The sequence below is a fragment of the Nonomuraea sp. NPDC049649 genome (assembly GCF_040675175.1).
In the GTDB taxonomy this organism is placed as follows: domain Bacteria; phylum Actinomycetota; class Actinomycetes; order Streptosporangiales; family Streptosporangiaceae; genus Nonomuraea.
Map to the genome: position 1 here is coordinate 123,771 of NZ_JBFAOH010000003.1, position 21,788 is coordinate 145,558.

Here is a 21,788-nt window from a genome sequence, read left to right on the forward strand (position 1 = left end):
ATGTTCAAAGTCGTCGTCAACCACGAGGAGCAGTACTCCGTCTGGCCCGAAGGCCGCGACAATCCCCCCGGCTGGAGTGACGAGGGGGTCCGCGGCAGCCGTGAGGAGTGCCTGGAGCACATCGCGGCCGTCTGGACCGACATGCGGCCGCTCAGCCTGAGAGGACAGCACTGATGATCGACAACGTGGTGATCGTGGGAGGCGGGACGGCGGGCTGGATGACCGCCACCTACCTCAAGAGGGCCTTCGGCGACCAAGTCTCCGTCACCCTGGTGGAATCGGCCCGCATCCCCACCGTCGGGGTGGGCGAGGCGACCTTCAGCACCGTCCGTCACTTCTTCGACTATCTCGGCCTGGACGAGCGCGAGTGGATGCCGCGCTGCTCCGCCTCCTACAAACTGGCCATCCGCTTCGAGAACTGGCGCGGTGACGGCACCTACTTCTACCACCCGTTCGAGAGGCTGCGGGTGAACAAGGGGTTCACCCTCGCCGACTGGCACCTGGAGCTGAACCGCCGGGACGGCACCGCCGAGCAGTTCGACCGGCACTGCTACATGACCTCGTGGATGTGCGAGGCCCGGCGCTCGCCGCGGCTGCTCGACGGCAGCCTCTTCGCCTCCGGGCTGGACGGCTCCCTGGGCCGCTCCACCCTGGACGAGCAGCGGGCCCAGTTCCCCTACGCCTACCACTTCGACGCCGCCCAGCTGGCCGCCTACCTCACCGACCTCGGGAAGAAGGCCGGCGTCCGCCACGTGCTCGACGACGTCACCGCGATCGGCCAGGACGAGCGCGGCTGGATCACCCATGTCTCCACCAAGGAGCACGGAGACCTGACGGGCCAGCTCTTCGTCGACTGCACCGGCTTCCGCGGCATGCTGATCAACCAGACGCTCGGCGAGCCCTTCCGCTCCTTCACCGACGTGCTGCCCAACAACCGCGCCGTCGCGCTCCGCGTCCCCCGCGAGGACCAGGAGACGATCAGCCCGTACACCACGGCGACGGCCATGGACTCGGGCTGGATCTGGACCATCCCCCTCTACGGCCGCAACGGCAACGGCTACGTCTACTCCGACGAGTACTGCTCGCCGGAGGAGGCCGAGCGGACGCTGCGCGCCCACGTCGCGCCCGGCCGCGACGACCTGCAGGCCAACCACATCCGGATGCGGATCGGCCGCAACGAGCGTTCCTGGGTCCGCAACTGCGTCGCCATCGGCCTGTCGAGCGGGTTCGTCGAACCGCTGGAGTCGACCGGCATCTTCTTCATCCAGCACGGCATCGAGCAGTTGGTCAAGCACTTCCCCGACGCGCGCTGGGAGCCGCGCCTGATCGACGGCTACAACCAGCGGGTGGCCAGGGTGATCGACGGCGTGCGGGAGTTCCTGGTGCTGCACTACCGCGCCGCCGCCCGCGCCGACACGCCGTACTGGAAGGAGACGAAGGCCCGGCCGGCCACGGAGTGGCTGTCGGAGTTCCTGCCGGTCGTGGCCACCCGGCTCCCGGACGAGAGCACCATCTACCCCTACTATCACGGGTTCGAGCTCTACTCGTGGATCACCATGGTGCTCGGACTGGGCAACTTCCGGCCCGGCCCGCGCCCCGCGCTCGCCCATCTTGACGTGGCGGGGGCCAGGGCGGAGTTCGCCGACGTGCGCGCCGCGGCCCAGCGGACGGTGGCGGCGCTGCCCACGGCCTACGAGTACCTGACGAGCCTGCGTTGAGTGCGCTCGCCGAGGCCTGCCGCGCCTTCATGAGCGCCTATCCGACGGGCGTCGCCGTGATCACGGCGATGAGCTCGGACGGCGAACCCTGCGGTCTCACCTGCTCCTCGCTGATCAGCGTCACGCTCACCCCGCCCACGCTGCTGGTCAGCATGAACGTGCACAGCCGCACCCTGGCGGCCACCCTCGACGCCGGCGGTTTCGGCGTCAACCTGCTGCCCGCCAGGTCGCGGGCGGCGGCCGTGCTGTTCTCCTCGCTCACCGCGGACCGGTTCTCCGCCATCCGGTGGTCGCCCGCGGGCCCGATGCGGCTGCCCCGGCTGGAGCAGGACCTGCACGGCTGGGCGGAGTGCGCGGTCGAGCAGGTCGTGACCGTAGGCGACCACGCGCTGGTGATCGGGAGGGTGGTCGAGATCGCCAGCGACCCGGAATCACCGCTCCTGTACGGCTTCCGTGAGTACGCCACCTGGCACCGGGACGAGGAAAGGACCGTTCGTGCTTGACGTCGCCCTGGTCAACATGCCGTTCGCCGATCGCAGGCGGCCGTCGTTCGCGCTGAGCCAGCTCTCCTCGCTGGTCCAGCGCGACTTCGGCGACGAGGCGAGAGTGCGCGTCTGCTATCTCAACCACGACGTGGTGCGCTTCTTCGGCACAGAGCTGTACGACGCCATAGCCGAAGGCATGGAGCACCACGTCGCCGGCATCGGCGACTGGCTCTTCCGCCAGGTCGCCTTCCCGGAGGCGCCCGACAACGCCGAGGAGTACTTCGCCCGCTACTTCGCCGGCCCCGCGCACGCCGCGCTGCGGGCGAGGCTGATGCGGCACCGCGAGCGGCTGGGCGAGTTCTGCGCTCACCTGGCCGACCGGTACCGGCTGGCCGAGGCCGACGTGGTCGGGTTCAGCTCGATGTTCATGCAGACCGTGCCCAGCCTGGCGATGGCGGCCGTGATCAAGGAGCGCTCTCCCGGCACCGTCACCGTCATGGGCGGCGCCAACTGCGAGGCGCCGATGGGCGCCGCCCTCGTGGAGCACGCCACCCAGCTCGACCACGTCTTCTCCGGCCCGGCCCTGCGGAGCTTCCCCCGCTTCCTCCGCGCGGTGATCGACGGCGACGAGGAGACCCCGCACCGCATACCCGGCATCGTGTCGCGGCGCAACTGCCACGAGGATCGCTACCGGCGGGCCATCGGCGCCGACAGCGACATCGACGACTACCTGGAGCCCGACTACGCCTCGTTCGTCTCCTCCTTCGACGACCTGGCCGCGACCGTCGCGGACGGGGCCGAGCCGATCCTGTTCTTCGAGACCTCCCGCGGCTGCTGGTGGGGCGAGCGCTCGCACTGCACGTTCTGCGGGCTCAACGGGCAGGGCATGGCCTATCGGGCGATGGCGCCGCACCGGGCCGTCGCCCAATTCGAGCGGCTCTTCGAGTACGCGCCGTGGTGCACCGTCTACTCCTGCACCGACAACATCATGCCGCTGGAGTACCTGACCGAGGTGCTGCCCAAGCTGCAGCCGCCGGCCGGGGTGTCGATCTTCTACGAGGTCAAGGTCGGCCTCGACCAGCAGGACATGACCGAGATGGCCAGGGCCGGCGTGGACCGGATCCAGCCCGGCATCGAGGCGCTGTCGACGGGCACGCTGAAACTGATGAAGAAGGGCTCCTCGTCGTTCCAGAACATCCAGCTGCTGAAGAACTGCGTCCGCTACGGCATCGCCCCGGCGTGGAACCTGCTCATCGGCTTCCCCGGCGAGCCGGAGTCGACCTTCGCCAAGTACGTCGACGACCTGCCGCTGCTGGCCCACCTGCCACCGCCGGAAGGCGTCTTCCCCGTCCGCTTCGACCGCTACAGCCCGTACTTCAACCAGGCCGGCGAGTTCGGGCTCGACCTGCGTCCGGTGGACCACTACCGGCTCACCTACCCCTTCCCCGAGGAGTCGCTGAGCCGGCTGGCCTACTACTTCAACGACCGGGCCGTCGCACCGTGCATGATCGGCGTCGCGAAGTGGATCCGGCCGCTCACCGCGGCGGTCGGCGACTGGTCACGGGGCTGGGAGGACGGCGACCCGCCCGTCCTGCGGCTGGAGGAGGAGGACGGCTCGTGGATCGTGCACGACTCCCGCTCGGGGACGGTCTCCCGGTACGAGCTGGCGGAGGAGGTGGCGCGCACCCTGCTCGTCCTCGAACGCCCCACCCGCCTGGACCGGCTCGCCCCCGAGCAGGCCGCGCACATCGGCGAGCTGCGCGAGCGCGGCCTGGTCTTCGTCGAGGGCGAGCGGGCCATGAGCCTGGTGCTGGCCGACACCGGGACCGACCCGATGCCCCGGCCGCGGCGCTCGCTGGTCAGCTCCCGCCGCCGCCCGCTGGACCTGATCACCCGGTAGGCGGCATCTTTGTGCCAGTCGCGCGGGCGGACCGGCCGGGCCGGCGGGTCCGGTGATGTGATCGAGGTCCCGACACCGGAGAGCGCGATGCACGACTTCGATCACTGGGCGGAGCTCTACCTCGCCTGGACCGCGATGGGCGGCGCCGAACCAGGGGAGATCGCCTACTACCAGCGGCTGGCCGCCACCGCGCACGGGTCCGTCGCCGATCTCGGCATCGGCACGGGCAGGCTGGCCGCCGAGGTCGAACCCCGGGTCGGGGTGGACATCTCGGCGGCCATGCTGCGCGCCGCCCGTGACCGGCTCGGCGACGGCGTCCTGCTGATCCAGGCCGACCTGGCGGCCTGCGAGCTGCCCGAACCGGTGGCGCTGCAGTACTGCGGGCAGAACACCCTCAACCATCTGCCGCGCCGGGCCGTCCGCGCCGCGCTGGCCTGCGCGTACCGCAACGCGCTGCCGGGCGGGCGGCTGGCCTTCGAGGTCGTCCAGCCGCGCCCCGAGCGGCAGAAGGCCCGGGACGGCGTCCCCCGGCTGCGGGTCTGGGACGAGCGGCGGACCGTGTGGGAGGTCACGCGCATGCTGGACAAGCAGGGACTGGAGGTCGAGATGGTCGGGCTGCTCGAAACGCTCGACGAACGCCGGGTGACCGACCGGCGCTACTTCCCGCCGATCCGGATGTGCCTGCTGACCACGGCCGAGATCGGGCGGTGGGCGGCGGAGACCGGCTGGGAGGTGGAGAGCGCGCACGCCGGGTTCACCGGAGAGCCGCTCAGGCCGGAGTCCTCGACGGCCGTGTGGTGCCTGCGCAGGCCGGCATGAACGGGCCCGACGTCGGCGCGGAGCAGGTGGTCGCGGCCCTCGAGCTGATCACCGGCCAGGAGATGGAGACGCCGGGCGAGGTGCTCTACGTCGCCCGGCGTGAGCAGCCCTCGCTGGTGGCGACGCTGCTGAGCGCGTGGGAGAGCGAGGGGCGGCGGCTCAGTCCGGCCCTGGCGCACGAGCTGGAGCAGCAGCGCGGGCGGATGGCCTTCTACCGCGACCAGTGGGAGCGCCTGCCCGACCGGCCGGTCTCGCTCAAAGGGCTGGAGTTCGCCGACCGGTATCCGGACGGCCTGCTCAGGTACATGAACGACCTCGACCTCTGGGTGCCCGACCGCGACCGGCTGTGGGCGCTGACCGGGTGGCTGCTCGCCGAGGGCTGGTCGATGCACACCGCCTCGTTCGTCAGGCTCGGCGGCGAGATCCAGGTGGTCGTCAGCCTGCGACGCATGCCGGACGATCCGTACGCCCTATCGTACGGGATCGAGCTGAGCACGCTCGCCTACATCGGCGACGGCATCGGGGCGCCGCACCGCACGGAGGCGCCGGCGGACCCGGTGGTCAAGAATCTCCTGGCACTGCTGTACGAGCGGTTCGAGCAGCCCTACCGGGTCAGGGATCTGATCGACGCCGCGCTGCTGCTCGGCGGGGCGGACGAGGCCACGCTCACCCGGTGCGCGCCGGCGGTCGGCGCGGCGGAGCTCTGGCCCGAGTACGCCGAGCTGGCGCGGCTGCTGCGGCAGAGCCCGTTCGACGTGCCGGACCTGCCGGGCGAGCGCCGGGCGCAGGTCCGGCAGAGCCGGTCGCGGCGGCGGGCCAGGGTGCTGAGGGCGCTGCGCCGGCCGCTCCGGCTGGCCGCCACGACGCTGCAGCTGCGCAGGCCGGGAGCCGCGATCCTGGGCCGGCTGAGCCCTCGGGCCGCGCTGGAGGCCGGGCTGATCCTGTTCGCGCTGCCGGTCGAGGGCGGCGAGCGTACGGACGTACTGACGCTGCGTGAGTACGGCGGCGCGATGTGGGCGCACACGCCGGTGGGACGGTTCATCCTCGTCCACGGCACCGAGGTGGACGAGGAGCTCCTGGCCGGGGCGGAGCCGGCGGGTGTGCTGTGAGCCGCCCGATCCACGTGCACTCAAGCGGCGGGGCGCCCGCCTGGATCGCGCATCGGCCGGGCGCCGCCGTGACCACGGTCAGCGTGTGGCTGCGCGTCGGCTCCCGGTACGAGCAGCCCGGCACGGCGGGCGGCACCCACCTGCTGGAACACATGCTGATGCAGGCTCCGCTGGCCGGCGGGGAGCGGGTGGTCGACCTGCTGGAGGAGCTCGGCGGAGAGGCGAACGCCGTCACCGGTCGCGAGCATCTGGCCCTGTACGCGCGGGTGCCGACCGGGGAAGCGATCGGGGCACTGGACATCCTGGCCCGCGCCCTGGCCGAGCCCGAGCTGAGCGCGCCGGTGCTGGAGGCCGAGCGCAAGGTCGTACAGGAGGAGCTGCGGCTGGCCGCGGCGGATCCGCTGGACGTCGTCCATGACGTCTTCTTCGAGCTCGCCTTCCCGGGACACCCCCTGGGCAGGCCGGTCGGCGGGACGATCGAGGAGGTCGACCGGCTGGAGCTGGACGCGCTGCGCGACCACCACCGGCGCTTCCTCGGCTCGGCCGGTGTGGTGGTGTGCGGGGGCGCCGACCCCGACGGTTTGCTGCGCGTCCTGGACAAGGGGCCGCTGGCCGCGTTGCCGCCGTGGCAGGAGAGCGATCCCGGCGAGCCGCCTGTCTGGGGCGGCGGGCACGCCGCGCTGCGGCTGAACGCGGACACCGCCGGGGTGGTGCTGGGCGGCGCGGCGGCGCCGTACCGGGACCCGCTGCGCCACAGGTGGCCCGTGCTGATGGAGCTGCTGGCCGGAGCCAGCTCGGCGCTGCTCACCGAGGAGCTGCGCAACCGGCGGGGGCTCTGCTACGAACTGTGGCCGATGGTGGTCCCCTACCTCGACGCGGGGACCTGGCGGGTCTTCCTCGCCACCGCGCCCGAGCATCTGGACGAGGTCGTGGACCGCGCGACGGAACTGCTCACCGAGCCGCGGTGGACGGAGGCGGAGGTGGCGCGGGCCGCCAGGCGCGCGGCCGCGCTGCTGCGGCTGGAGGCGGAGCAGTCGCTGGAAGAGGTTCTGCTGTACGGCAAGCACGCCCTGGTGGCCGGCGCACCCGGCTGGACCCTCGCCGGCGAGCTGGCGGCGGTCGAGGCGGCGCGCGCGCCCGGCCCGGCCCCGGGACCGCTCGCCGTGGCGACCGCAGGCGGCACATGATGGCGTCTTGCTGCCAACAAAAGCGGCGGCCCGCGATAACGCCGCGGAAAACGGCGACCATGGGGCCCAGAAAATCGCCGTGCAGAAAGGAGAGAAATGGACCGCCGACGTCGAGTCAGCCATCGCCCCAAGCTGAACAGGAAATGAGGCAGGAAATCATGGACCGGCATCATTACATCGTCCGTCGTCCCAAGCTCCGGAGAAAGTGAGACGATCCCATGGACCGGCACATCCATATTGTCATCAGACGCCCCCGCATCAAGAAATCCCGTAAGGGCTAGATTCTAAGGAGTGACGGATGCCCGAGATCGTGTGGGACAGGACTGTCCTGTTCCTGTTTCCGCCCGACGCGCTGATGCGGCATCTCGTCACTCCGGTCCTGGAACGGCTGGAGAAGCACGGGTTCGAGCCGATCCGCTACGAGGTGCTGTGGCACCGGCCGCCCGGGCAGGACGCCTTCCACGAAACCAAGATCACTTCCGTCTGGAAGGCCTACTTCTACCGGCAGGTCGACGCGGTGTTCGATCTCGGACCGAGCCTCGCCCTGCTGGTAGAAGACAGGTCGCCCGCGCCGGACCCGCACCTGCGCCTCCGGGCGCTGAAGGGCGCCAGCGACCCGGCGGCGGCCGAGCCCGGCACGATCAGGCGCGACCTGCGCGGCGTCAACGTGCTGCTGGATCTGGTACACAGCGCCGACAGCCCCGAGGACTCCCGGCACGAGGCCGGGATCTTCATGGGCGGCGGCTACGGCACCCCGCTCGACGGCGACCTGCGGCCGCTCCGGGACCTCGTGGCGCTCCTGGAGGCCGGGACGCCTCGCGAGAGCAGGGAGTTCGACGACGTGCGCGCGGGGCTGCGCGCCCGGGTCGTGGCCGCGCTCTGGCACGAGCTGGACGACGAGGCCCGCAAACTGGCCCCCGAGCTGGCGGTGGCGGCCCGCGACGGCGCGGGCGCCGAACTCGCCGCGCTGCTGCCCGCCAGACACCCGCTCGCCGACTTCCTGGCCTGCGACTTCCTGCCCGGAGGCGAGCGTCACGACCTGCGCCGGGCGGCGGCCAGACTGGCGGTGTACGGCGTGTCGATGGACCGGTGGGAGCACGCCGTGCTGCAGACGTCGATGCTGTTCCCGCCGCTGCGCCGCTGGCAGTGACCCCTCACGGCGCCCCCCTCATGGCGCCGGCGTGGTCGTCCTGGCGCTCCACTCGATGAGCGGCTTGAGCTCCGGGTCCAGCGCCAGCACCCAGATCGGCAGCTCGATGGCCCGGCACCCGCGTGACAGCTTGGCCCGCCAGGCGCCGTGCCCGTAGTGCAGGCGGCCGACGCCGGCCTCGGCGGCGCGGGCGGCCGGCTCGTAGAAGGCGGTCGCGAAGTAGGTGTGCCGTGCCTCCCGGACGTCGTACGCCATGGCCGTGCTCACGCAGTACCAGGTGTCCCGGTGGGGGACGAAGAGCCCGTAGCCCAGCAGCCGCTCGCCGAGCTCCGCGCTGAACAGCAACGCGCCGCCCGAGCAGAGCGCCTCCAGGCGGCGGGCGGCCGCCACCGGGTCAGGATTACCGCCATATTTCAGAGAATGTCCGCATTTCAGGTCGACCATCCCCGGCACCGGCCGCGAGATCTCGCTCGTACGCAGCCGTACCCCCGCCTCCGCCAGCCGCCGCAGCTCCCGCCGCGCCTCCTTCGCCCGCCGCGCGGGCAGGGGCGCGCCCGGGGTGAGCTCGCACGAGTACGACATCGGAATCCCGGTGAACCCCTGCCCGCCGAGCGCCCGCTCCAGCGCCCGCCCCCGCGTGAACAGGAACGCCACCGCCCGCAGCGCCCGCCCCCGCGCCCAGGCGACGATCTCGCCCACCAGAGCCTCCACCGCCGCGGCGTCCTCCCCGGCCGGGCCGAGCGCGTGGCACTCGTAGCCGGGCAGCATGACCACCAGGTGCGGCGCGCACCCGGGCCAGGACGTCCGCCCGGCCCGCGCCGCCCTGGTGGCCGGGCTCAGCGGCAGCCGCGCGGTGTCCGCGGCCAGCAGGGTTCCGAGGTCGAACGCCTCGCCCGGATGCGGCCGTGCCACGACCGTCCCGTGCAGGATCGCCCCGCCCAGCTCGAAGGTGTACGGAGAGCCGGGCACCCGCCCGCTCATGGCGGCCAGCCAGCGGCCGGTGCTGAACAGCGGTCCCTCGGCCGGGAGCAGCCCGGCGGTCACCCGCATCAGACCCGCACCAGGCACGCGTCGAGCGCGAGGCGGCTCAGCCCGTGCCTGAGCTTGAACCGCGGGTTCCCCCGCCCGCCCTCCAGGACCTCGCACCCCTCGCGCACGGCCTGCTCGGCGGTCGCGAGGTGCAGCAGCGCGTACGGGCTGAACCCTCCGGTCACGTCGTAGTCCACCCCGCACGCCCAGGCGTGCAGGCGGCGGCCGTCGCGCAGCGCGATCCCGGCGGCGACGAGCCGCTCCTCCTGGCGGATCTCGATCGCCACGGCCAGGCCGCCCAGCCCGGTGACGAAGCCGGCGAACAGATCGGGCGGGTAGAAACCGCCGGTGCCGTGCCTGGCCGCGGTCCTGGCGCAGAGCCGCCCGATCTCCATGAGGTCCGCCTCGCCCGCGGGCCCGACCCGCTGCCACACCCCGGACTCCGCCGCCCGGCGCAGGCCCCGCCGCAGGTTGGTGCGTGCCTTCCGGGTGGCGTGGGCCAGCGGGTGCGGCAGCCCGCGCAGGTCGAGCAGGAAGCGGTCCTCGATGTGCTCGGCCGGGAAGCCCAGCTCGACCAGCCCGGCGCGGAGCGGCGAGTCACGCGGCACGTTGACGAACCCGTACCAGTCGGCGTCCAGTTCCACGGCCAGCGCGCGCATCGCGCCGGCCACGGCCTCCAGCTGCGGCGCGCCGGGCAGCCAGGCGTCGTAGCAGTGCCAGACGTGGGTCAGCAGGCCCCGCTCCGCGCCGGTCACCGGATAGCGGGCGCGCAACTGGCCGAGGGGGTCCAGCCCGTCCATCAGCGCGACGGGAAGCACCGCGACCGGGCGCCCGCCCTCGCGCACCACCAGATAGCGGAACGCCTTCACCGGCGTCAGCGGAGAACGGGCATAGGACCGCAGATATCGATGCCGATAGAAAACCGGTGCCCCGCAGGACGAGACGATCGCATCCCATTCCGCGCCGTCAAGGGCATCGATTGACGTGAAGATGCCAATGTCCAGGCTGTCGCTCATGGCGCCCTTTCGCCGACTGTAGAAACGATATTAAGCACAGGAAATAGCAAGGAGAAAGCCGTGGCCCAAGTCGTCTTCCATAACAAGGTGGGCGGTTCCGAAACCCTGGAGGCCGCCCCCGGACGGCCCCTCCTGGAGGTCCTGACCGCACACGGCATCCCCGTCAACGCGGTGATCACCACCCGCGACGGGAAGATCGTCCCCGAGGAGACGACGATCGTCGGAGAGCTCGACGTCCTCGAAGTGCGCCAGGTCCGCCACTACGACCTCGACGTCACCCGCCGCACCCCGACCACGGTCTACGGCACGCCCGACCCGATCTACAGCAAGTCCATCCTGTTCGACACCATGGGCCGCCTGGAGCGGCGCGTGGAGCAGTTCGACGAGGAGAGCTTCGTCCGCTACGTCGAGGAGACCTTCGTCCAGAGCGTGCTCGGCCACGGCGTGCTCCAGGCGGACGACAACGTGGTCATCGGCCTGTCGGGCGGCCGCGACAGCGTCGCCTTCCTGAAGCTGCTGGAGCGCACCAGGGACCGGCTGCCCGCCTTCACCATGACCTCGGTGACGATCACCGGCCTGCCCGACTGGGAGGAACCGGCCACCTTCGCCGCCGCCCGCGCCTCGGCGGAAGGGCTCGGCATCGAGCAGGTCATCGTCGACGCCTCCGACATCGAGCGGGTCTTCAAGCTCCGCCGCCCCTTCGTGGAGGCGATGAACGACGTCGTCGGCGGCGACCGCAGCCACCTCAACATGGTCGTCGGCCACCAGGTGCTCCGGCGCATGCTGGAGGACCACGCCCACCGCATCGGCGCCGGGACGGTCGCGTTCGGCTTCAACGCCGACGACCTGGTGGCCAGCATGGTCACCTGGATCACCAGCGGCTTCCGGATGGGCGGCATCCCCGTCAGGCAGATCGGCGGGCTGCGCTACGTCTTCCCGCTCTACCGCGTCCCCAAGAAGGAGCTGACGATCTACCTGGAGCTGGTGGCCCCCGAGCTGAACCGCCAGGGCACCCCGGGCCGCTTCACCACCGGCCCGCAGGAGCGTTCGATGGCCTACGCCATGGCCGACCATCTGTACGGCCTCTGGCCCGGCATCGACTACTACCTGTTCGAGGCGTTCTCCACCATGCAGCGCTACATGTTCCCGCTGGTCGAGGAGAAGTGCCGGGTCTGCGAAGGCGTCTACGTGGCGCAGGAGGGCGTGCGCAACCCCGTCGACATCTGCGACGTGTGCGACTTCTTCGCGCGCCAGGAGTTCGCGTGACCCGTTGGTACACCGAGTACTTCACCCCCGACTACTGGAGCTTCGCCCGGCACGAGTACACCCCGGAGCGCACCGCCGCCGAGACCGGCTACCTGCTGCGGGTGCTGGCCGAGCACGCGCCGGGGCGGCGGGTGCTCGACCTCGGCTGCGGCACCGGCCGGCACGCCGTCGGGCTGGCCCGCCACGGCTACCGGGTGACCGGGGTCGACGTCTGCGCGTGGGCGCTGGAGCAGGCGAGAGCGGCGGCGGACCGCGCCGGGGTCGGGGTCGGGCTCATCGAGGGCGACCTGCTGGAGCGGGTCGAGCTGCCGGAGGCGGACGCGGCGATCTGCGTGCAGGCCTTCGGCTGGGGACGCGACGACGAGCAGCTCGCCCTGCTGCGGCGGGTGCGCGAACGCCTGGTCCCGGGCGGGCTGCTGGTGCTCGACCACTCCAACGTCGCGGCCATCCTGAGCCAGTACCGGGCCCGCGACCGTTTCGAGGCGGGCGGTGACACCTTCGAATTCCTGCGCTCGTACGACCCGCTGGACGGCCGGAGCCGCGGCGAGCTGCGCGTGGCGCACGCGGACGGCCGCGTCGCCGTGCTCCGCGACGACGTCAGGCTCTACCTGCCGAGCGAGGTCGTGTCGCTGGTGCGGGCGGCGGGCTTCGAGCTGGTACGGGCCGACGCCGGCTTCACTCCCGGTGCCGCCGTCCGGCCGGAGACCCGCTACGTCCAGATCCTCGCCGTCGCGGCGCCCCGCCCCCGTCCCGCCGTGCTCGGGCACCGGGGCCGCGGAGCCGAGGTGGACCTGCGCTGGGCGCCCGACGAGATCGACTTCGTACGGGGCGCGATCGACGAGGCGTGGGCCGCCGTCGGCGATCCCCGGGAACCCGCCCGCGCCTACGCGCTGGACGACCCGTACGGTTCGGGGAACGCCGCCCCGGTGCTCGCCCGCCACTTCGGCGTGCCGCTCAACCCCGGCCAGGTGGTGACGGGGGCGGGCACGACCGGGCTGCTGCACGCGCTGGCCAGGCCCGGCAGGATCCTGCACACCGCGCACGCCCACCCCGACCTGCCCGCCTGGTCCGCGCAGCGCGGAGCCGAGCTGCGCGTCTACACGCCCGGCCAGGACGTGACGGGCGAACGGCCGACCACCGTCCTGCTGGAACGGCCGGGAGTGCGCGGCGACGTGCTACCGCTGGAGCAGGTGGCGGAGCTGGCCCGGGCCGCCGCCGCGGCAGGCGGGCTGCTCGTCGTCGACGAGGCCTGCGCGAACTACCTCGGTCCGGCGGCCAGCGCGGTGCCGCTGACCACCCGGGTGCCCGGCCTGGTCGTGCTGCGCAGCCTGTCGAAGGGCTACTGCTGCGGCGGGCTGCGCGCGGGCTTCGCCATCTGCTCCCCGGACGTGGCGGGCGCGGTGCGTCAGGCGGTGCCGCCGCTGGGGACGTCGGCGCTGTCGCTGGCGGTGGCGCTGCGGCTGCTCGACCGGGGCGACGTGCTCGCCCCGCTGCGGCGGGCCGTCGCGGCGGCCAAGCCGGAGCTGGTGGAGGCGCTGGGCGGGCTCGGCTGCCGGGTGGAGGCGGGGCATCCCGAGCTGCCCTGGGTGGTGACGGAGGACGAGCTGCCGCCGTGGCTGGCCGGGCGGCGGCTGCCGGGGCTGACCCGGGTCAGCGTGCCGCTCTCCGCCGCCCGCCGTGCAGCGCTCCGCCGGGCCGCGCGATGAGAACCGTCGGCGACGCCGTACGGGACTGCTTCGAGCGGTGTGACGTGGCGCGGGCGGTCGAGGACGTCGCCGGGGTGGCGGCGTTCGACCGGTACCAGGCGTCTGACGGGATCCGCGAGGCCGCCGGGTACGTCGCCGCCAGGGCCGAGCAGGCGGGCCTGGGCGACGTGCGGGTCCTGGAGTTCCCGGCCGACGGCGCCAGGCGCTGGTGGAGCTTCCGCGCCCCGCTCTCCTGGACCCCGGTGCGGGCCGCGATCGACGACGTCGTGCGCTACCCGGAGCAGCCGTTCACGCTGGCCGCGGGGTCGGCGGCGACCCCGCCCGGCGGCGTCATCGTCCCCGTGGTCCCGCTGGCCGGCGCCGGTGCGGGGGCGCTGGCCGTACACGACGACCCCGGCACGCCGGTGCCCGCCGCGATCGCGCGGGCCACGAGCGCGGGCGCCTTCGGCCTGGTCACCGACCGCCTCCCCGGTCCCGGCCGGGTCGAGCTGCCCACCGGGAGCCGCCTGGCCGCCTTCAGCGTCACCCCCGGGCAGGCCGCCGAGCTGCTGCGGCGCGGCCGGGTCCGGGTCGAGATCGAGACGCACCGGCGGGCGGCCATGCCCGTCGTCACCGGCCTGCTGCCCGGGGCCGGGCCCGAAGAGGTGCTGCTCTCGGCGCACCTTTGCCACCCGCGGCCGAGCGTCAACGACAACGCCTCCGGAGCGGCCGCGCTGCTCGGCGTGGCCAGGGTGCTCGCGGGCAGGCGGGGGCGGCGCGGCATCAGGTTCCTCTGGGGTCCGGAGTTCACCGGGATGGCGGCCTATCTGCACGACGTCGCCGCCCGCCCGCCGGTGGCCGCGGTGAACCTGGACATGGCCGGGCAGGACCAGCGCAGGTGCGGCGGACCGCTCATCGTCGAACGCAGCCCCGACCACCTGCCCGGGTTCGTCAACGCGCTCACCGAGCACGTCGTCGCGGCGCTGCCGCAGGCCGGGCGCTCCTACTCCGGCGCGGTGGCCTGCGACACCTGGGCCTGGCGCGCCACCCCGTTCGTCGGAGCCTCCGACCACAGCCTGCTCGTGGACGCCTCCATCGGTTGCCCCGCGGTGTCGCTCGGGCACTGGCCCGACCGGTTCAACCACAGCGCCGCCGACACCCTCGACAAGCTCGACCCGGCGGAGCTGCGCCGCACGGCCACGGTCGCCGCGGCGGTCGCGGCGGTGCTGGCCGGGCTCGCCGGCGAGCGCGCCGAACTCGAGAGCATCGCGGTGGGCTGGGGGGCGGAACGGCTGCTCGCCTCCCGGCAGGGAACACCGGCACTGCTGCGGCACCGCACCGCCGTCGCCCTGGGCGCCCTGGACGGGCTGGATGCGCTCTGCGGTCCCGCGAGCGGCGAGTCGCGAGCCTGGCTGACCGCGCTGGCGGATCACGTGGCTGCGTTCTCACCGCCCGGAGCGGCCGCCCTGACGTCACCGTCCCGGGCGGGCGCCGGGGCTTCATCGCCCGGAGCGAGGGCCGCGCCGTCATCGGGCGGTGCGGGCGGGGGGCGGGTGCTCCGCCGTACCTGGGAAGGACCCTTCAATCTGCGGGGACTGGCCGAGGCGGCCAGTCCCGCCGGGCGGGAGTGGCTGGAGCGGCAGGCCACGCAGGACCGGGCTCGCTCGTATGCCCTGATGCTGGCCCTGGCGCACGGCATCGACGGCAGCCGGGACCGGGCGGCGGTCACCGCCTACGCGGAGTGCGCCGCCGAGCTGGCGGTGCCCGGGGAGTTCGCGGACGCGTTCCTGGCCGTGCTCGTGGAGGCCGGCTGGGCGAAGGAGGACTGATGCGCGAACTGCTGCGCGACCGCCGGTTCCTGCTGCTGTTCTTCGGCCAGACGGTGAACATGATCGGGGACCGGGCGCTCCTGGTGGTGCTGGGCATCTTCGTCAAGGAGCTGACCGGCTCGGACACGATGGCCGGAGTGGTGTTCATCCTGCTATCGGTGCCGTCGTTCTTCGCGCCGCTGACCGGGCTGCTCGTCGACAGGTTCCCGCGGCGGAAGGTCCTGATCGTCAACGACCTGCTGGCCGGGGCACTGGTGCTCTGCCTGCTGCTGGTGCGCCATCCGGGCGACCTGTGGATCGTGTTCGCGGTCACGCTCGGTTACGGCTTCGCCAACCACGTCTTCAACGCGGCCAGGGGCGGACTGATCCACTCCATGGTCCCCGCGCGGCTGCTCGGCGACGCGAACGGGCTGATCAGCTCACTCGGACAGGGGCTGCGGGTGCTCGGCCCGCTGCTCGGCGCGGCTCTCTACGTGGCGCTGGGGCTGTCCGCGGTGGTGATCCTGGACACGGCGACGTTCCTGGTGTCGGTGCTGGTGCTGCTCATGCTGCGGCGAGCGCCCGACCTGACCGCCCCGGCGGGCCGGGAACCGGGCAGGTTCCGCGCCGATCTCCTGGCGGGCGTACGCCACCTGCTGGGGGACCGCGAGCTTCGCGTCGGCGTGCTCGCGGTGGCCGCGGCGCTGGGCGCGGCGGGGATGGTCAACGCGGCCATGTTCGCCGCCGTGGATCAGGGGCTCGGCCGGCCGGCCGCGTTCGTCGGGGTCATCGCCGCTTTCCAGGGCGTGGGCTCGATCGCCGGCGGCTTCGTCGTCGCCGTGCTCATCAGGCGGTACGGCGAGCATCGGGCGGCGGCCGTCGGCTTCGCGCTCAGCGCGGCGGGACTGGCGCTGGTGATCCCCGCCACGGAGGTGACGATGTGCGCGGGCGGCGTTCTGGTGGGCCTTTCCATCCCGATTTTCATGGTGGCCACGACGACGCTCGTGCAGCGCCGTACCGAGAGCGGAATGCAGGGCCGGGCACTGACCGCAATGGACGCGATCATCGATCTGCCGTTCGTCATGTCCATGGGGGTCGGGGCGCTCGTCGTCGGGTTCCTCGATTTTCGAGTGATCTATGCCGGCGCGGCGCTGATTTTCGCGGCGGTGACGGTGTCGGTGCTGGTGGGGCGCGGGTGGCGGGTTGATGCCATGCTCGTGGACATTGATTGAACATGCTCGTCACGGTTCTTATCGTTACATCACAGGAAATAGGCAGAAATGCCTAGCAAATTCAGGAGGCGCCTGTGCTGCAGGAAAACACCAAGACCGCGGTGAGAACGCCCATCATGACGACACCGGAATTCGTCGAGAAAATGCTCGCCGCGCGTCAGGAAGTTCAGGTCATGAAGTTCCGCACGACGTGCACCGACTGCGTGCCGAACTACTGACATGACTGAGTCCGGGACGCTCGCTCGCCCCGGGCTCGACCTGTGTGCCGTCCCCGGACTGGTTCTGTCGGAGCTGGACGGGGGCGGCCGCGGTGTGCTCGTCCTGGCGGTGGATGGGCTCTCCTGGCGGGTCGCCCGGCGCGTCTGGCGCTCCGCCGAGCTCTCCTGCCTGGCCTCCACCTTTCCCAGCACCTCGGCCACCGCGTGGCTGACCTCGATCACCGGCGCGCCGGCGAGCGAGCATCTGGCCGTGGGCGCCGCCTACCGCGAACGGGCCGGCGGGCCGCTCGTCAACGCGATCACGGGGGAGGTCCTGGCGGGAGAGGCGGTGCCGCGCGAACCCGTCCGGCACCTGCCCACACTCTTCGAGCGGGCGGAAGGCGCCGAGCCGGTGGTGGTGGGCCGCGAGCTCGACCTGCTGTCCGGCCCCTGGGTGGACGCGCTCACCCGCGGCGCGGCGCGGCGGCCCGCGCGGAAGCCGCTGACCCGTGACCCGGAGCGGCTGGTCGCGGGGGTGGCGGCGGACGTCGGGGCGGCGATCGGCGCACGGCGGACCCGCCCGCTGCTGCTCTGGGTCTACGTCAACCTCGACGACCACGTACACCGGCACGGCTACGACGAGCGGGCCGTGCGGGCGCTCGCCGCCTTGGAACGGCACACGACCTCCTGGGCCCGGCGGGGGTGGAGCGTGCTCGCCTACGCCGACCACGGCCTGGTTCCCGTCGCCTCCGACCCCGGCCTGGCGCGGCGGTGGGCGGAGGTGGACACGCCCGGGCTGTGCGAGCTGCCGGGCGGCGGGGCCGGCCGGGTGCGCTGGCTCTACCCGCTGCCGGGCAGGGAGCGGGAGGTGGCGGAGCGTCTGGCCGAGGCCATGGACGGCCATGCCATGGTGCTGCCCGCGACCGCGCTCGGCGAGCTGGGCCTGATGGAGCCCGTCGGCCCGGTGCGGGAGCGGCTCGGCGCGGTGGTGGCGATCGCCACCTCACCGCGCTTCCCGCTCCCCGATCCCGGCCTGTCCTATGAGCACGGAGCGCTCAGCGACGAGGAGACGCTGGTCCCGCTGGCGCGCTGGGTCAGATCCAGCCGCGCCTGACCGCCTCCGCCCCGGCCTGGAAGCGGCTGGTGGCGTTGAGGCGCTCCATCACCCCCGCCACGCGCCGGGCGAACGTGCGCTTGCTGAGGTGCAGCCGGGCGGCGGCCCGGTCGTCGGTGAGCCCGTCGTCGAGCGCCCGCAGCACCTCGCCCTGCGCCTCGTCCTGCCACTCCTCGCCGAGCGCGCCGCTGCGACGGTCGTCGAGGATGCGGCAGATGGTGTCGAAGACCCCCGCCACGGAGGCCGCGACCAGAGGATGGGAGATCCTCTCCAGCCGCCCGCTGTGCGCCGCGCCCGGGTGGGCGACATAGGCGACCACGCGGTCCCGTACGAGCACCTGATAAGGCAGGCCGGTCACCGCCCGGACGGTCGCGCCGGCCTGCCACGCCTGTGCGAGAGGGGAGGTGCGGCCGGGCTGGCCCGGCCCGTGCAGGATGCGGACCGCGACCCGCCGCCGGGCCAGCCGGGCGAACAGGCGGGGCAGGGAGGGGTGGATGCGTTCGGGTTCGGCGGACAGCACGAGCAGCTCGGCGTGGGTCTGCTCGGCCAGTTCCAGTTCCAGGAGGGGCAGCCCCAGCTGCGCGGCGGAGTGTTCGGCGGGTCTGAAGGGGACGGTTCTGCTGCTGTTCGGAGACATCGCTACCCACCCGGTTGCCAGTCGGAGTACTACTACTCCGCACGCTAGACGGGAGGTATGTGCATGCGATTTCGGGGCGTTATCGTCCCGCTGCGGTTGACGTTTCGTCACAGGAGAGGTGGATGGATTTCGTCACCTCTTGTTCATGTCCGGCTTTGTGTAGATATCGTACGATTATCCCGTAGTGAGTCAGCGGGGACGCCATGGGCCCTAGCTGAGACGAAGCAGTGGATGTGTGCATGGATTTCCGCGTCCTCGGTCCGCTGACAGTAAGCACGGGAAACCTGCAAATCCCAATGCGTGGAGCACGACGGCGCATCATGTTGGCGACCCTCCTGCTCAATGTGGGCCGGGTCGTCTCCACCGACAGGCTCAGCGTCGCGATCTGGGGCGAGAACCCGCCCGCCACCGCCCGTAACCAGGTGGCCATCTGCGTGTCGGGGCTGCGCCGCGACTTCGTCGCCGCGGGCGTCGCGCACGACCCCATCGTCACCGCCTCCTCCGGCTATCTGCTGCGGCTCGGCGCGGACGACAGGTTCGACGTCAAACAGGTCGAGGAGGCGCTGTGCCAGGCGCGCACCGCGCGGGCGGCCGGTTACCTGGAGAAGGCCTCCGAACAGCTCTCCGCGGCCCTGGCCGTGTGGCAGGGAGACCCGCTGACCGGGGTCGAGGGGGAGCTGGTGCGCGCGGAGTCCGAGCGGCTCGGCGAGTGGCGCCTGGCCATCATGGAGGAGTTCTTCGAGGTAGAGCTGGAGCTGGCGCGAGACCTCCAGATCGTCGGCGAGCTGGTCGCGCTGGTCGCCGCGTACCCGCTGCGCGAGCGCCTGCGCGGCCTGCTCATGCTGGCCCAGAGCAGGGCCGGGCGCCGCGCCGAGGCGCTGGCCACCTACCAGGAGGGCTACCGGCTCAGCATCGAGCGGCTGGGGCTCGAACCCGGCCCGGAGCTGGCAGGCCTGCACGAGGCGATCCTGCGCGGGGAGACGGGCCGGCGGCAGGGGAGCCGCCTCGTACTCGAACCCGCCGCGCCGGAGGCCGCGCCGGCCGTACCCGCCCAGCTCCCACCCGACGTGACCGGCTTCGTCGCGCGCGACGCCGAGCTCGGGCGGCTCGACGCGCTCCTCGACCGCAAGTCCCAGACGGGCCAGCCGTTCATCGCCGTCATCACCGGGATGGGCGGGGTCGGCAAGAGCGGCCTGGCCGTCCACTGGTCGCACCGCGTCGCCGCACGCTTCCCCGACGGCCAGCTCTTCGTCGACCTCAACGGCTACGCGGAGACGGGCCCGCCGGCTTCGCCCTCCGACATACTCGACACCCTCCTGCGCGCGCTGAACGTGACCCGCCAGCCCCCGCCGCCCACGCTGGAGGAGCGGGCCGCGCTTTTCCGCACCGTGCTGGCGGGGCGCCGGCTGCTGCTCGTGCTCGACAACGCGCGCGACTCCGCCCAGGTCAGACCCCTGCTGCCCGGCGCCGGCGGCTGCGCCGTCGTCGTGACCAGCCGCGACCAGCTCGCCGGGCTCATCACCCTGGAGGGCGCGACCCCGCTCCGGCTGGACGTGCTCCCGCCCGACCAGGGCGTGGGCGTGCTGGCGTGCATCGCGGGGGAGCAGCGGGTGCACGCCGACCCGGAGGGGGCCAGGCAGCTCAGCGAGCTCTGCGGCGGCCTGGTGCTGGCGCTGCGCGTGGCCGCCGCCCGGCTGGTCATGCGGCCGTCGTGGACCAGCGCCGACCTCGTCGCCAGGCTCACCGACGAGAGCCGCCGGCTCGACGAGCTCAGCCGGGGCGAGGTAGACCTGCGCACCAAGTTCATCCTCAGCTACCGGGACCTGTCGCCGCAGGCGGCCATCATGTTCAGGCGGCTCGCGCTGCTGGACATGACCGAGTTCGGCCCGTGGCTGGGCGCGGCCTTGCTGGAGATCGATCCCGAGCACGCCCAGGACCTGATCGAGCAGCTCGTCGACGCGCAGTTGCTGGAGCCGGGCCAGTCCCGGGCCGGTGGCCAGGCCCGCTACCGCTTCCACGACCTGCTGCGCCTGTACGCCCGCGAGCGCGCCCTGATCGAGGAGAGCGAGCAGGAACGCAACGCCGCGCTCCGCCGGGCCCTGGGCTGCTGGCTGGCGCTGGCCGAGGCCGCCCATGCCCGCCTGCTCGGCGGTGACTACGCCGTCCTGCACGGACCGGCGGAGCGCCGCAGGCTGCCCTCCGTCGTCATCGACCGGATGATGTCCGACCCGGTCGAATGGTTCGAGGCCGAGCGCCCCCACCTGCTGGCGGCGATCGGCCAGGCGGGCGCGCTCGGCTTCAGCGCGCTCTGCTGGGATCTCACGATGACCTCGGCGACGTTCTTCGAGTTGCGGAGCTACTACGACGACTGGCGCTCGGCGCACGAACTCGCGCTCGCCGTCGCCCGCAGTGACGGCGACGTCCGCGGCCAAGGGGCGATGATCTACGGCCTGGGCAGTCTGGAGCTGTTCCGCCAGCGTTACGACGACGCCGACGGCCTTCTGCGGGAGGCGCTGCGCATGTTCGAGGAGCAGGGCGAGGAGCACGGCCACGCGCTGGCGCTGCGCAACCTCGCCCTGCTCGACCGCATCGCCGGCCGGTACGACCTGGCCCTGTCGCGCTACGAGCAGGCGGGGAAGATGCTGCACGAGCTCGGCGACCACGCCGCCTGGGCGCACGTCATGGCCAGCACCGCGCAGGTGCTCCTGGAAAGGGGCGACTACGGCGAGGCCGAACCCCTGCTCAGGGCCGCGGTGAGCACCTTCGAGGAGATCGGCTACCAGCGGGGCCTGGCCCAGGCGCTGTACCGGTTCGGCGAGGTGCTGCTGCGCACCCAGCGCGTCGACGCCGCCCGCCAGACCCTGGAGAAGGCCCTGGAGACGGCGCGTGAGCTACGTGACGTGGTCGGCGAGTCGTACGTGCTGCGGGTACTGGGCGAGACCTATGCCCAGCAGGGCCGCACGGACGGCGCGGAGGCGGCGCTGCTCACCTCCCGGCGGATCGCCCAGCGGATCGGCGAGCAGTTCGTGGTGGGGGTCACCTCGCTCGCGCTGGGCAACCTCTACTTCGGGACCGAGAACGCGACCTCGGCCCGGAACAACCTGACGCTCGCCTCGAAGATCTTCGAGGAGCTGGGTGCCAGGATCTGGCACGCGCGGGCGCTGGAGGCGCTGGCCGCGACGGAGGCCATGCTCCACAACGACCAGGGCGCCCACGAGCTCTGGGCTCGTGCGGCCGCCCTGCTCGCGGAGGATGGGGGGCACTGAATCAGGCGAGCGTCTGGATCCCCGGCGTGCTGGTCCAGTGGAAGTTCCGGCACGGGTCCACGTCCGGATCCGCAACGGCGGGCAGGGCGATCAGGGCGGCGAGAAACCCGGTCGTGATGGTGACGCGAGCGATGCGGCGTATCATTCGAGGTCCTTTCAGAGATGTCGGA

Annotated in this window: 19 protein-coding genes; 15 read left to right on the top strand and 4 right to left on the bottom strand. The window is 72.6% G+C overall.

What is annotated here, in order from left to right; genetic code table 11:
- The 8 genes from AB0J42_RS05840 to AB0J42_RS05875 all read left to right on the top strand — a co-directional run bounded on the left by AB0J42_RS05840 (window position 1) and on the right by AB0J42_RS05875 (window position 8,368).
- The gene (locus AB0J42_RS05840) at window positions 1-174 is read left to right on the top strand and encodes an MbtH family NRPS accessory protein (protein ID WP_364289326.1); all 174 of its coding nucleotides are present in this window, start codon (window positions 1-3) and stop codon (window positions 172-174) included.
- Window positions 174-1,718: a tryptophan halogenase family protein gene (locus AB0J42_RS05845; protein WP_364289328.1), complete on the top strand. Its 1,545-nt coding sequence runs from the start codon at window positions 174-176 to the stop codon at window positions 1,716-1,718. The genes AB0J42_RS05840 and AB0J42_RS05845 overlap by 1 nt, the downstream gene beginning before the upstream one ends.
- Window positions 1,715-2,221, top strand: a complete 507-nt coding sequence (locus AB0J42_RS05850) for a flavin reductase family protein (protein WP_364289330.1) — start codon at window positions 1,715-1,717, stop codon at window positions 2,219-2,221. The genes AB0J42_RS05845 and AB0J42_RS05850 overlap by 4 nt, the downstream gene beginning before the upstream one ends.
- Window positions 2,214-4,103 carry a RiPP maturation radical SAM C-methyltransferase gene (locus AB0J42_RS05855; RefSeq protein ID WP_364289332.1) on the top strand — a complete coding sequence of 630 codons (1,890 nt, stop codon included), beginning with the start codon at window positions 2,214-2,216 and terminating at the stop codon, window positions 4,101-4,103. The genes AB0J42_RS05850 and AB0J42_RS05855 overlap by 8 nt, the downstream gene beginning before the upstream one ends.
- 87 nt (window positions 4,104-4,190) lie before the next feature.
- Window positions 4,191-4,922 (top strand): class I SAM-dependent methyltransferase, encoded by a 732-nt coding sequence (locus tag AB0J42_RS05860; RefSeq protein WP_364289334.1) that lies wholly within the window; start codon window positions 4,191-4,193, stop codon window positions 4,920-4,922.
- The gene (locus AB0J42_RS05865) at window positions 4,919-6,031 is read left to right on the top strand and encodes a hypothetical protein (protein WP_364289336.1); all 1,113 of its coding nucleotides are present in this window, start codon (window positions 4,919-4,921) and stop codon (window positions 6,029-6,031) included. The genes AB0J42_RS05860 and AB0J42_RS05865 overlap by 4 nt, the downstream gene beginning before the upstream one ends.
- Window positions 6,028-7,218 (top strand): pitrilysin family protein, encoded by a 1,191-nt coding sequence (locus AB0J42_RS05870; protein WP_364289338.1) that lies wholly within the window; start codon window positions 6,028-6,030, stop codon window positions 7,216-7,218. The genes AB0J42_RS05865 and AB0J42_RS05870 overlap by 4 nt, the downstream gene beginning before the upstream one ends.
- Window positions 7,219-7,516: 298 nt before the next feature.
- Window positions 7,517-8,368, top strand: a complete 852-nt coding sequence (locus AB0J42_RS05875) for a nucleoside-diphosphate kinase (protein ID WP_364289340.1) — start codon at window positions 7,517-7,519, stop codon at window positions 8,366-8,368.
- Window positions 8,369-8,386: 18 nt separating this feature from the next.
- Here the strand turns inward: AB0J42_RS05875 and AB0J42_RS05880 are convergent, their stop codons facing one another.
- Both AB0J42_RS05880 and AB0J42_RS05885 read right to left on the bottom strand, forming a co-directional pair.
- Complete coding sequence (locus AB0J42_RS05880; protein WP_364289342.1) at window positions 8,387-9,418, bottom strand: GNAT family N-acetyltransferase; 1,032 nt, start codon at window positions 9,416-9,418, stop codon at window positions 8,387-8,389.
- Entirely contained in the window at window positions 9,418-10,266 is an 849-nt protein-coding gene (locus AB0J42_RS05885) for a GNAT family N-acetyltransferase (RefSeq protein ID WP_364289344.1), read from the bottom strand. The genes AB0J42_RS05880 and AB0J42_RS05885 overlap by 1 nt, the downstream gene beginning before the upstream one ends.
- Before the next feature lie 207 nt (window positions 10,267-10,473).
- Between AB0J42_RS05885 and AB0J42_RS05890 the strand changes: the two genes are divergently transcribed.
- The 6 genes from AB0J42_RS05890 to AB0J42_RS05915 all read left to right on the top strand — a co-directional run bounded on the left by AB0J42_RS05890 (window position 10,474) and on the right by AB0J42_RS05915 (window position 17,715).
- Window positions 10,474-11,679, top strand: a complete 1,206-nt coding sequence (locus AB0J42_RS05890) for a hypothetical protein (protein WP_364289346.1) — start codon at window positions 10,474-10,476, stop codon at window positions 11,677-11,679.
- Entirely contained in the window at window positions 11,676-13,385 is a 1,710-nt protein-coding gene (locus AB0J42_RS05895) for an aminotransferase class I/II-fold pyridoxal phosphate-dependent enzyme (protein ID WP_364289348.1), read from the top strand. The genes AB0J42_RS05890 and AB0J42_RS05895 overlap by 4 nt, the downstream gene beginning before the upstream one ends.
- The gene (locus AB0J42_RS05900) at window positions 13,382-15,193 is read left to right on the top strand and encodes a DUF4910 domain-containing protein (protein WP_364289350.1); all 1,812 of its coding nucleotides are present in this window, start codon (window positions 13,382-13,384) and stop codon (window positions 15,191-15,193) included. Before AB0J42_RS05895 ends, AB0J42_RS05900 begins: the two co-directional genes overlap by 4 nt.
- On the top strand, window positions 15,193-16,404 hold the full coding sequence (locus AB0J42_RS05905) for an MFS transporter (RefSeq protein WP_364289352.1): 1,212 nt from the start codon (window positions 15,193-15,195) through the stop codon (window positions 16,402-16,404). The genes AB0J42_RS05900 and AB0J42_RS05905 overlap by 1 nt, the downstream gene beginning before the upstream one ends.
- Window positions 16,405-16,478: 74 nt before the next feature.
- Complete coding sequence (locus AB0J42_RS05910) at window positions 16,479-16,622, top strand: hypothetical protein (RefSeq protein ID WP_364289354.1); 144 nt, start codon at window positions 16,479-16,481, stop codon at window positions 16,620-16,622.
- Between the two features lies 1 nt (window position 16,623).
- A complete protein-coding gene (locus AB0J42_RS05915) occupies window positions 16,624-17,715 on the top strand; it encodes a hypothetical protein (protein ID WP_364289356.1) in 1,092 nt (363 codons plus the stop codon).
- Here AB0J42_RS05915 and AB0J42_RS05920 read toward each other — a convergent pair.
- A complete protein-coding gene (locus tag AB0J42_RS05920) occupies window positions 17,696-18,352 on the bottom strand; it encodes a hypothetical protein (protein ID WP_364289358.1) in 657 nt (218 codons plus the stop codon). The two genes, AB0J42_RS05915 and AB0J42_RS05920, sit on opposite strands and share 20 nt — an antisense overlap.
- 320 nt (window positions 18,353-18,672) lie before the next feature.
- On the opposite strand from AB0J42_RS05920, the gene AB0J42_RS05925 reads away from it, so the two are divergent.
- The gene (locus AB0J42_RS05925) at window positions 18,673-21,618 is read left to right on the top strand and encodes a BTAD domain-containing putative transcriptional regulator (protein WP_364289360.1); all 2,946 of its coding nucleotides are present in this window, start codon (window positions 18,673-18,675) and stop codon (window positions 21,616-21,618) included.
- 1 nt (window position 21,619) lies between these two features.
- On the opposite strand, the gene AB0J42_RS05930 is transcribed toward AB0J42_RS05925, so the two are convergent.
- A complete protein-coding gene (locus tag AB0J42_RS05930) occupies window positions 21,620-21,763 on the bottom strand; it encodes a hypothetical protein (protein WP_364289362.1) in 144 nt (47 codons plus the stop codon).
- Between the last annotated feature and the right edge of the window lie 25 nt (window positions 21,764-21,788).

Coding starts and splice junctions, on each gene's coding strand:
- AB0J42_RS05900 (WP_364289350.1), top strand. CDS start 13,382: ATGAGAACCGTCGGCGACGCCGTACGGGACTGCTTCGAGCGGTGTGAC.
- AB0J42_RS05840 (WP_364289326.1), top strand. CDS start 1: ATGTTCAAAGTCGTCGTCAACCACGAGGAGCAGTACTCCGTCTGGCCC.
- AB0J42_RS05860 (WP_364289334.1), top strand. CDS start 4,191: ATGCACGACTTCGATCACTGGGCGGAGCTCTACCTCGCCTGGACCGCG.
- AB0J42_RS05880 (WP_364289342.1), bottom strand. CDS start 9,418: ATGCGGGTGACCGCCGGGCTGCTCCCGGCCGAGGGACCGCTGTTCAGC.
- AB0J42_RS05875 (WP_364289340.1), top strand. CDS start 7,517: ATGCCCGAGATCGTGTGGGACAGGACTGTCCTGTTCCTGTTTCCGCCC.
- AB0J42_RS05865 (WP_364289336.1), top strand. CDS start 4,919: ATGAACGGGCCCGACGTCGGCGCGGAGCAGGTGGTCGCGGCCCTCGAG.
- AB0J42_RS05905 (WP_364289352.1), top strand. CDS start 15,193: ATGCGCGAACTGCTGCGCGACCGCCGGTTCCTGCTGCTGTTCTTCGGC.
- AB0J42_RS05930 (WP_364289362.1), bottom strand. CDS start 21,763: ATGATACGCCGCATCGCTCGCGTCACCATCACGACCGGGTTTCTCGCC.
- AB0J42_RS05915 (WP_364289356.1), top strand. CDS start 16,624: ATGACTGAGTCCGGGACGCTCGCTCGCCCCGGGCTCGACCTGTGTGCC.
- AB0J42_RS05920 (WP_364289358.1), bottom strand. CDS start 18,352: ATGTCTCCGAACAGCAGCAGAACCGTCCCCTTCAGACCCGCCGAACAC.
- AB0J42_RS05925 (WP_364289360.1), top strand. CDS start 18,673: ATGTTGGCGACCCTCCTGCTCAATGTGGGCCGGGTCGTCTCCACCGAC.
- AB0J42_RS05845 (WP_364289328.1), top strand. CDS start 174: ATGATCGACAACGTGGTGATCGTGGGAGGCGGGACGGCGGGCTGGATG.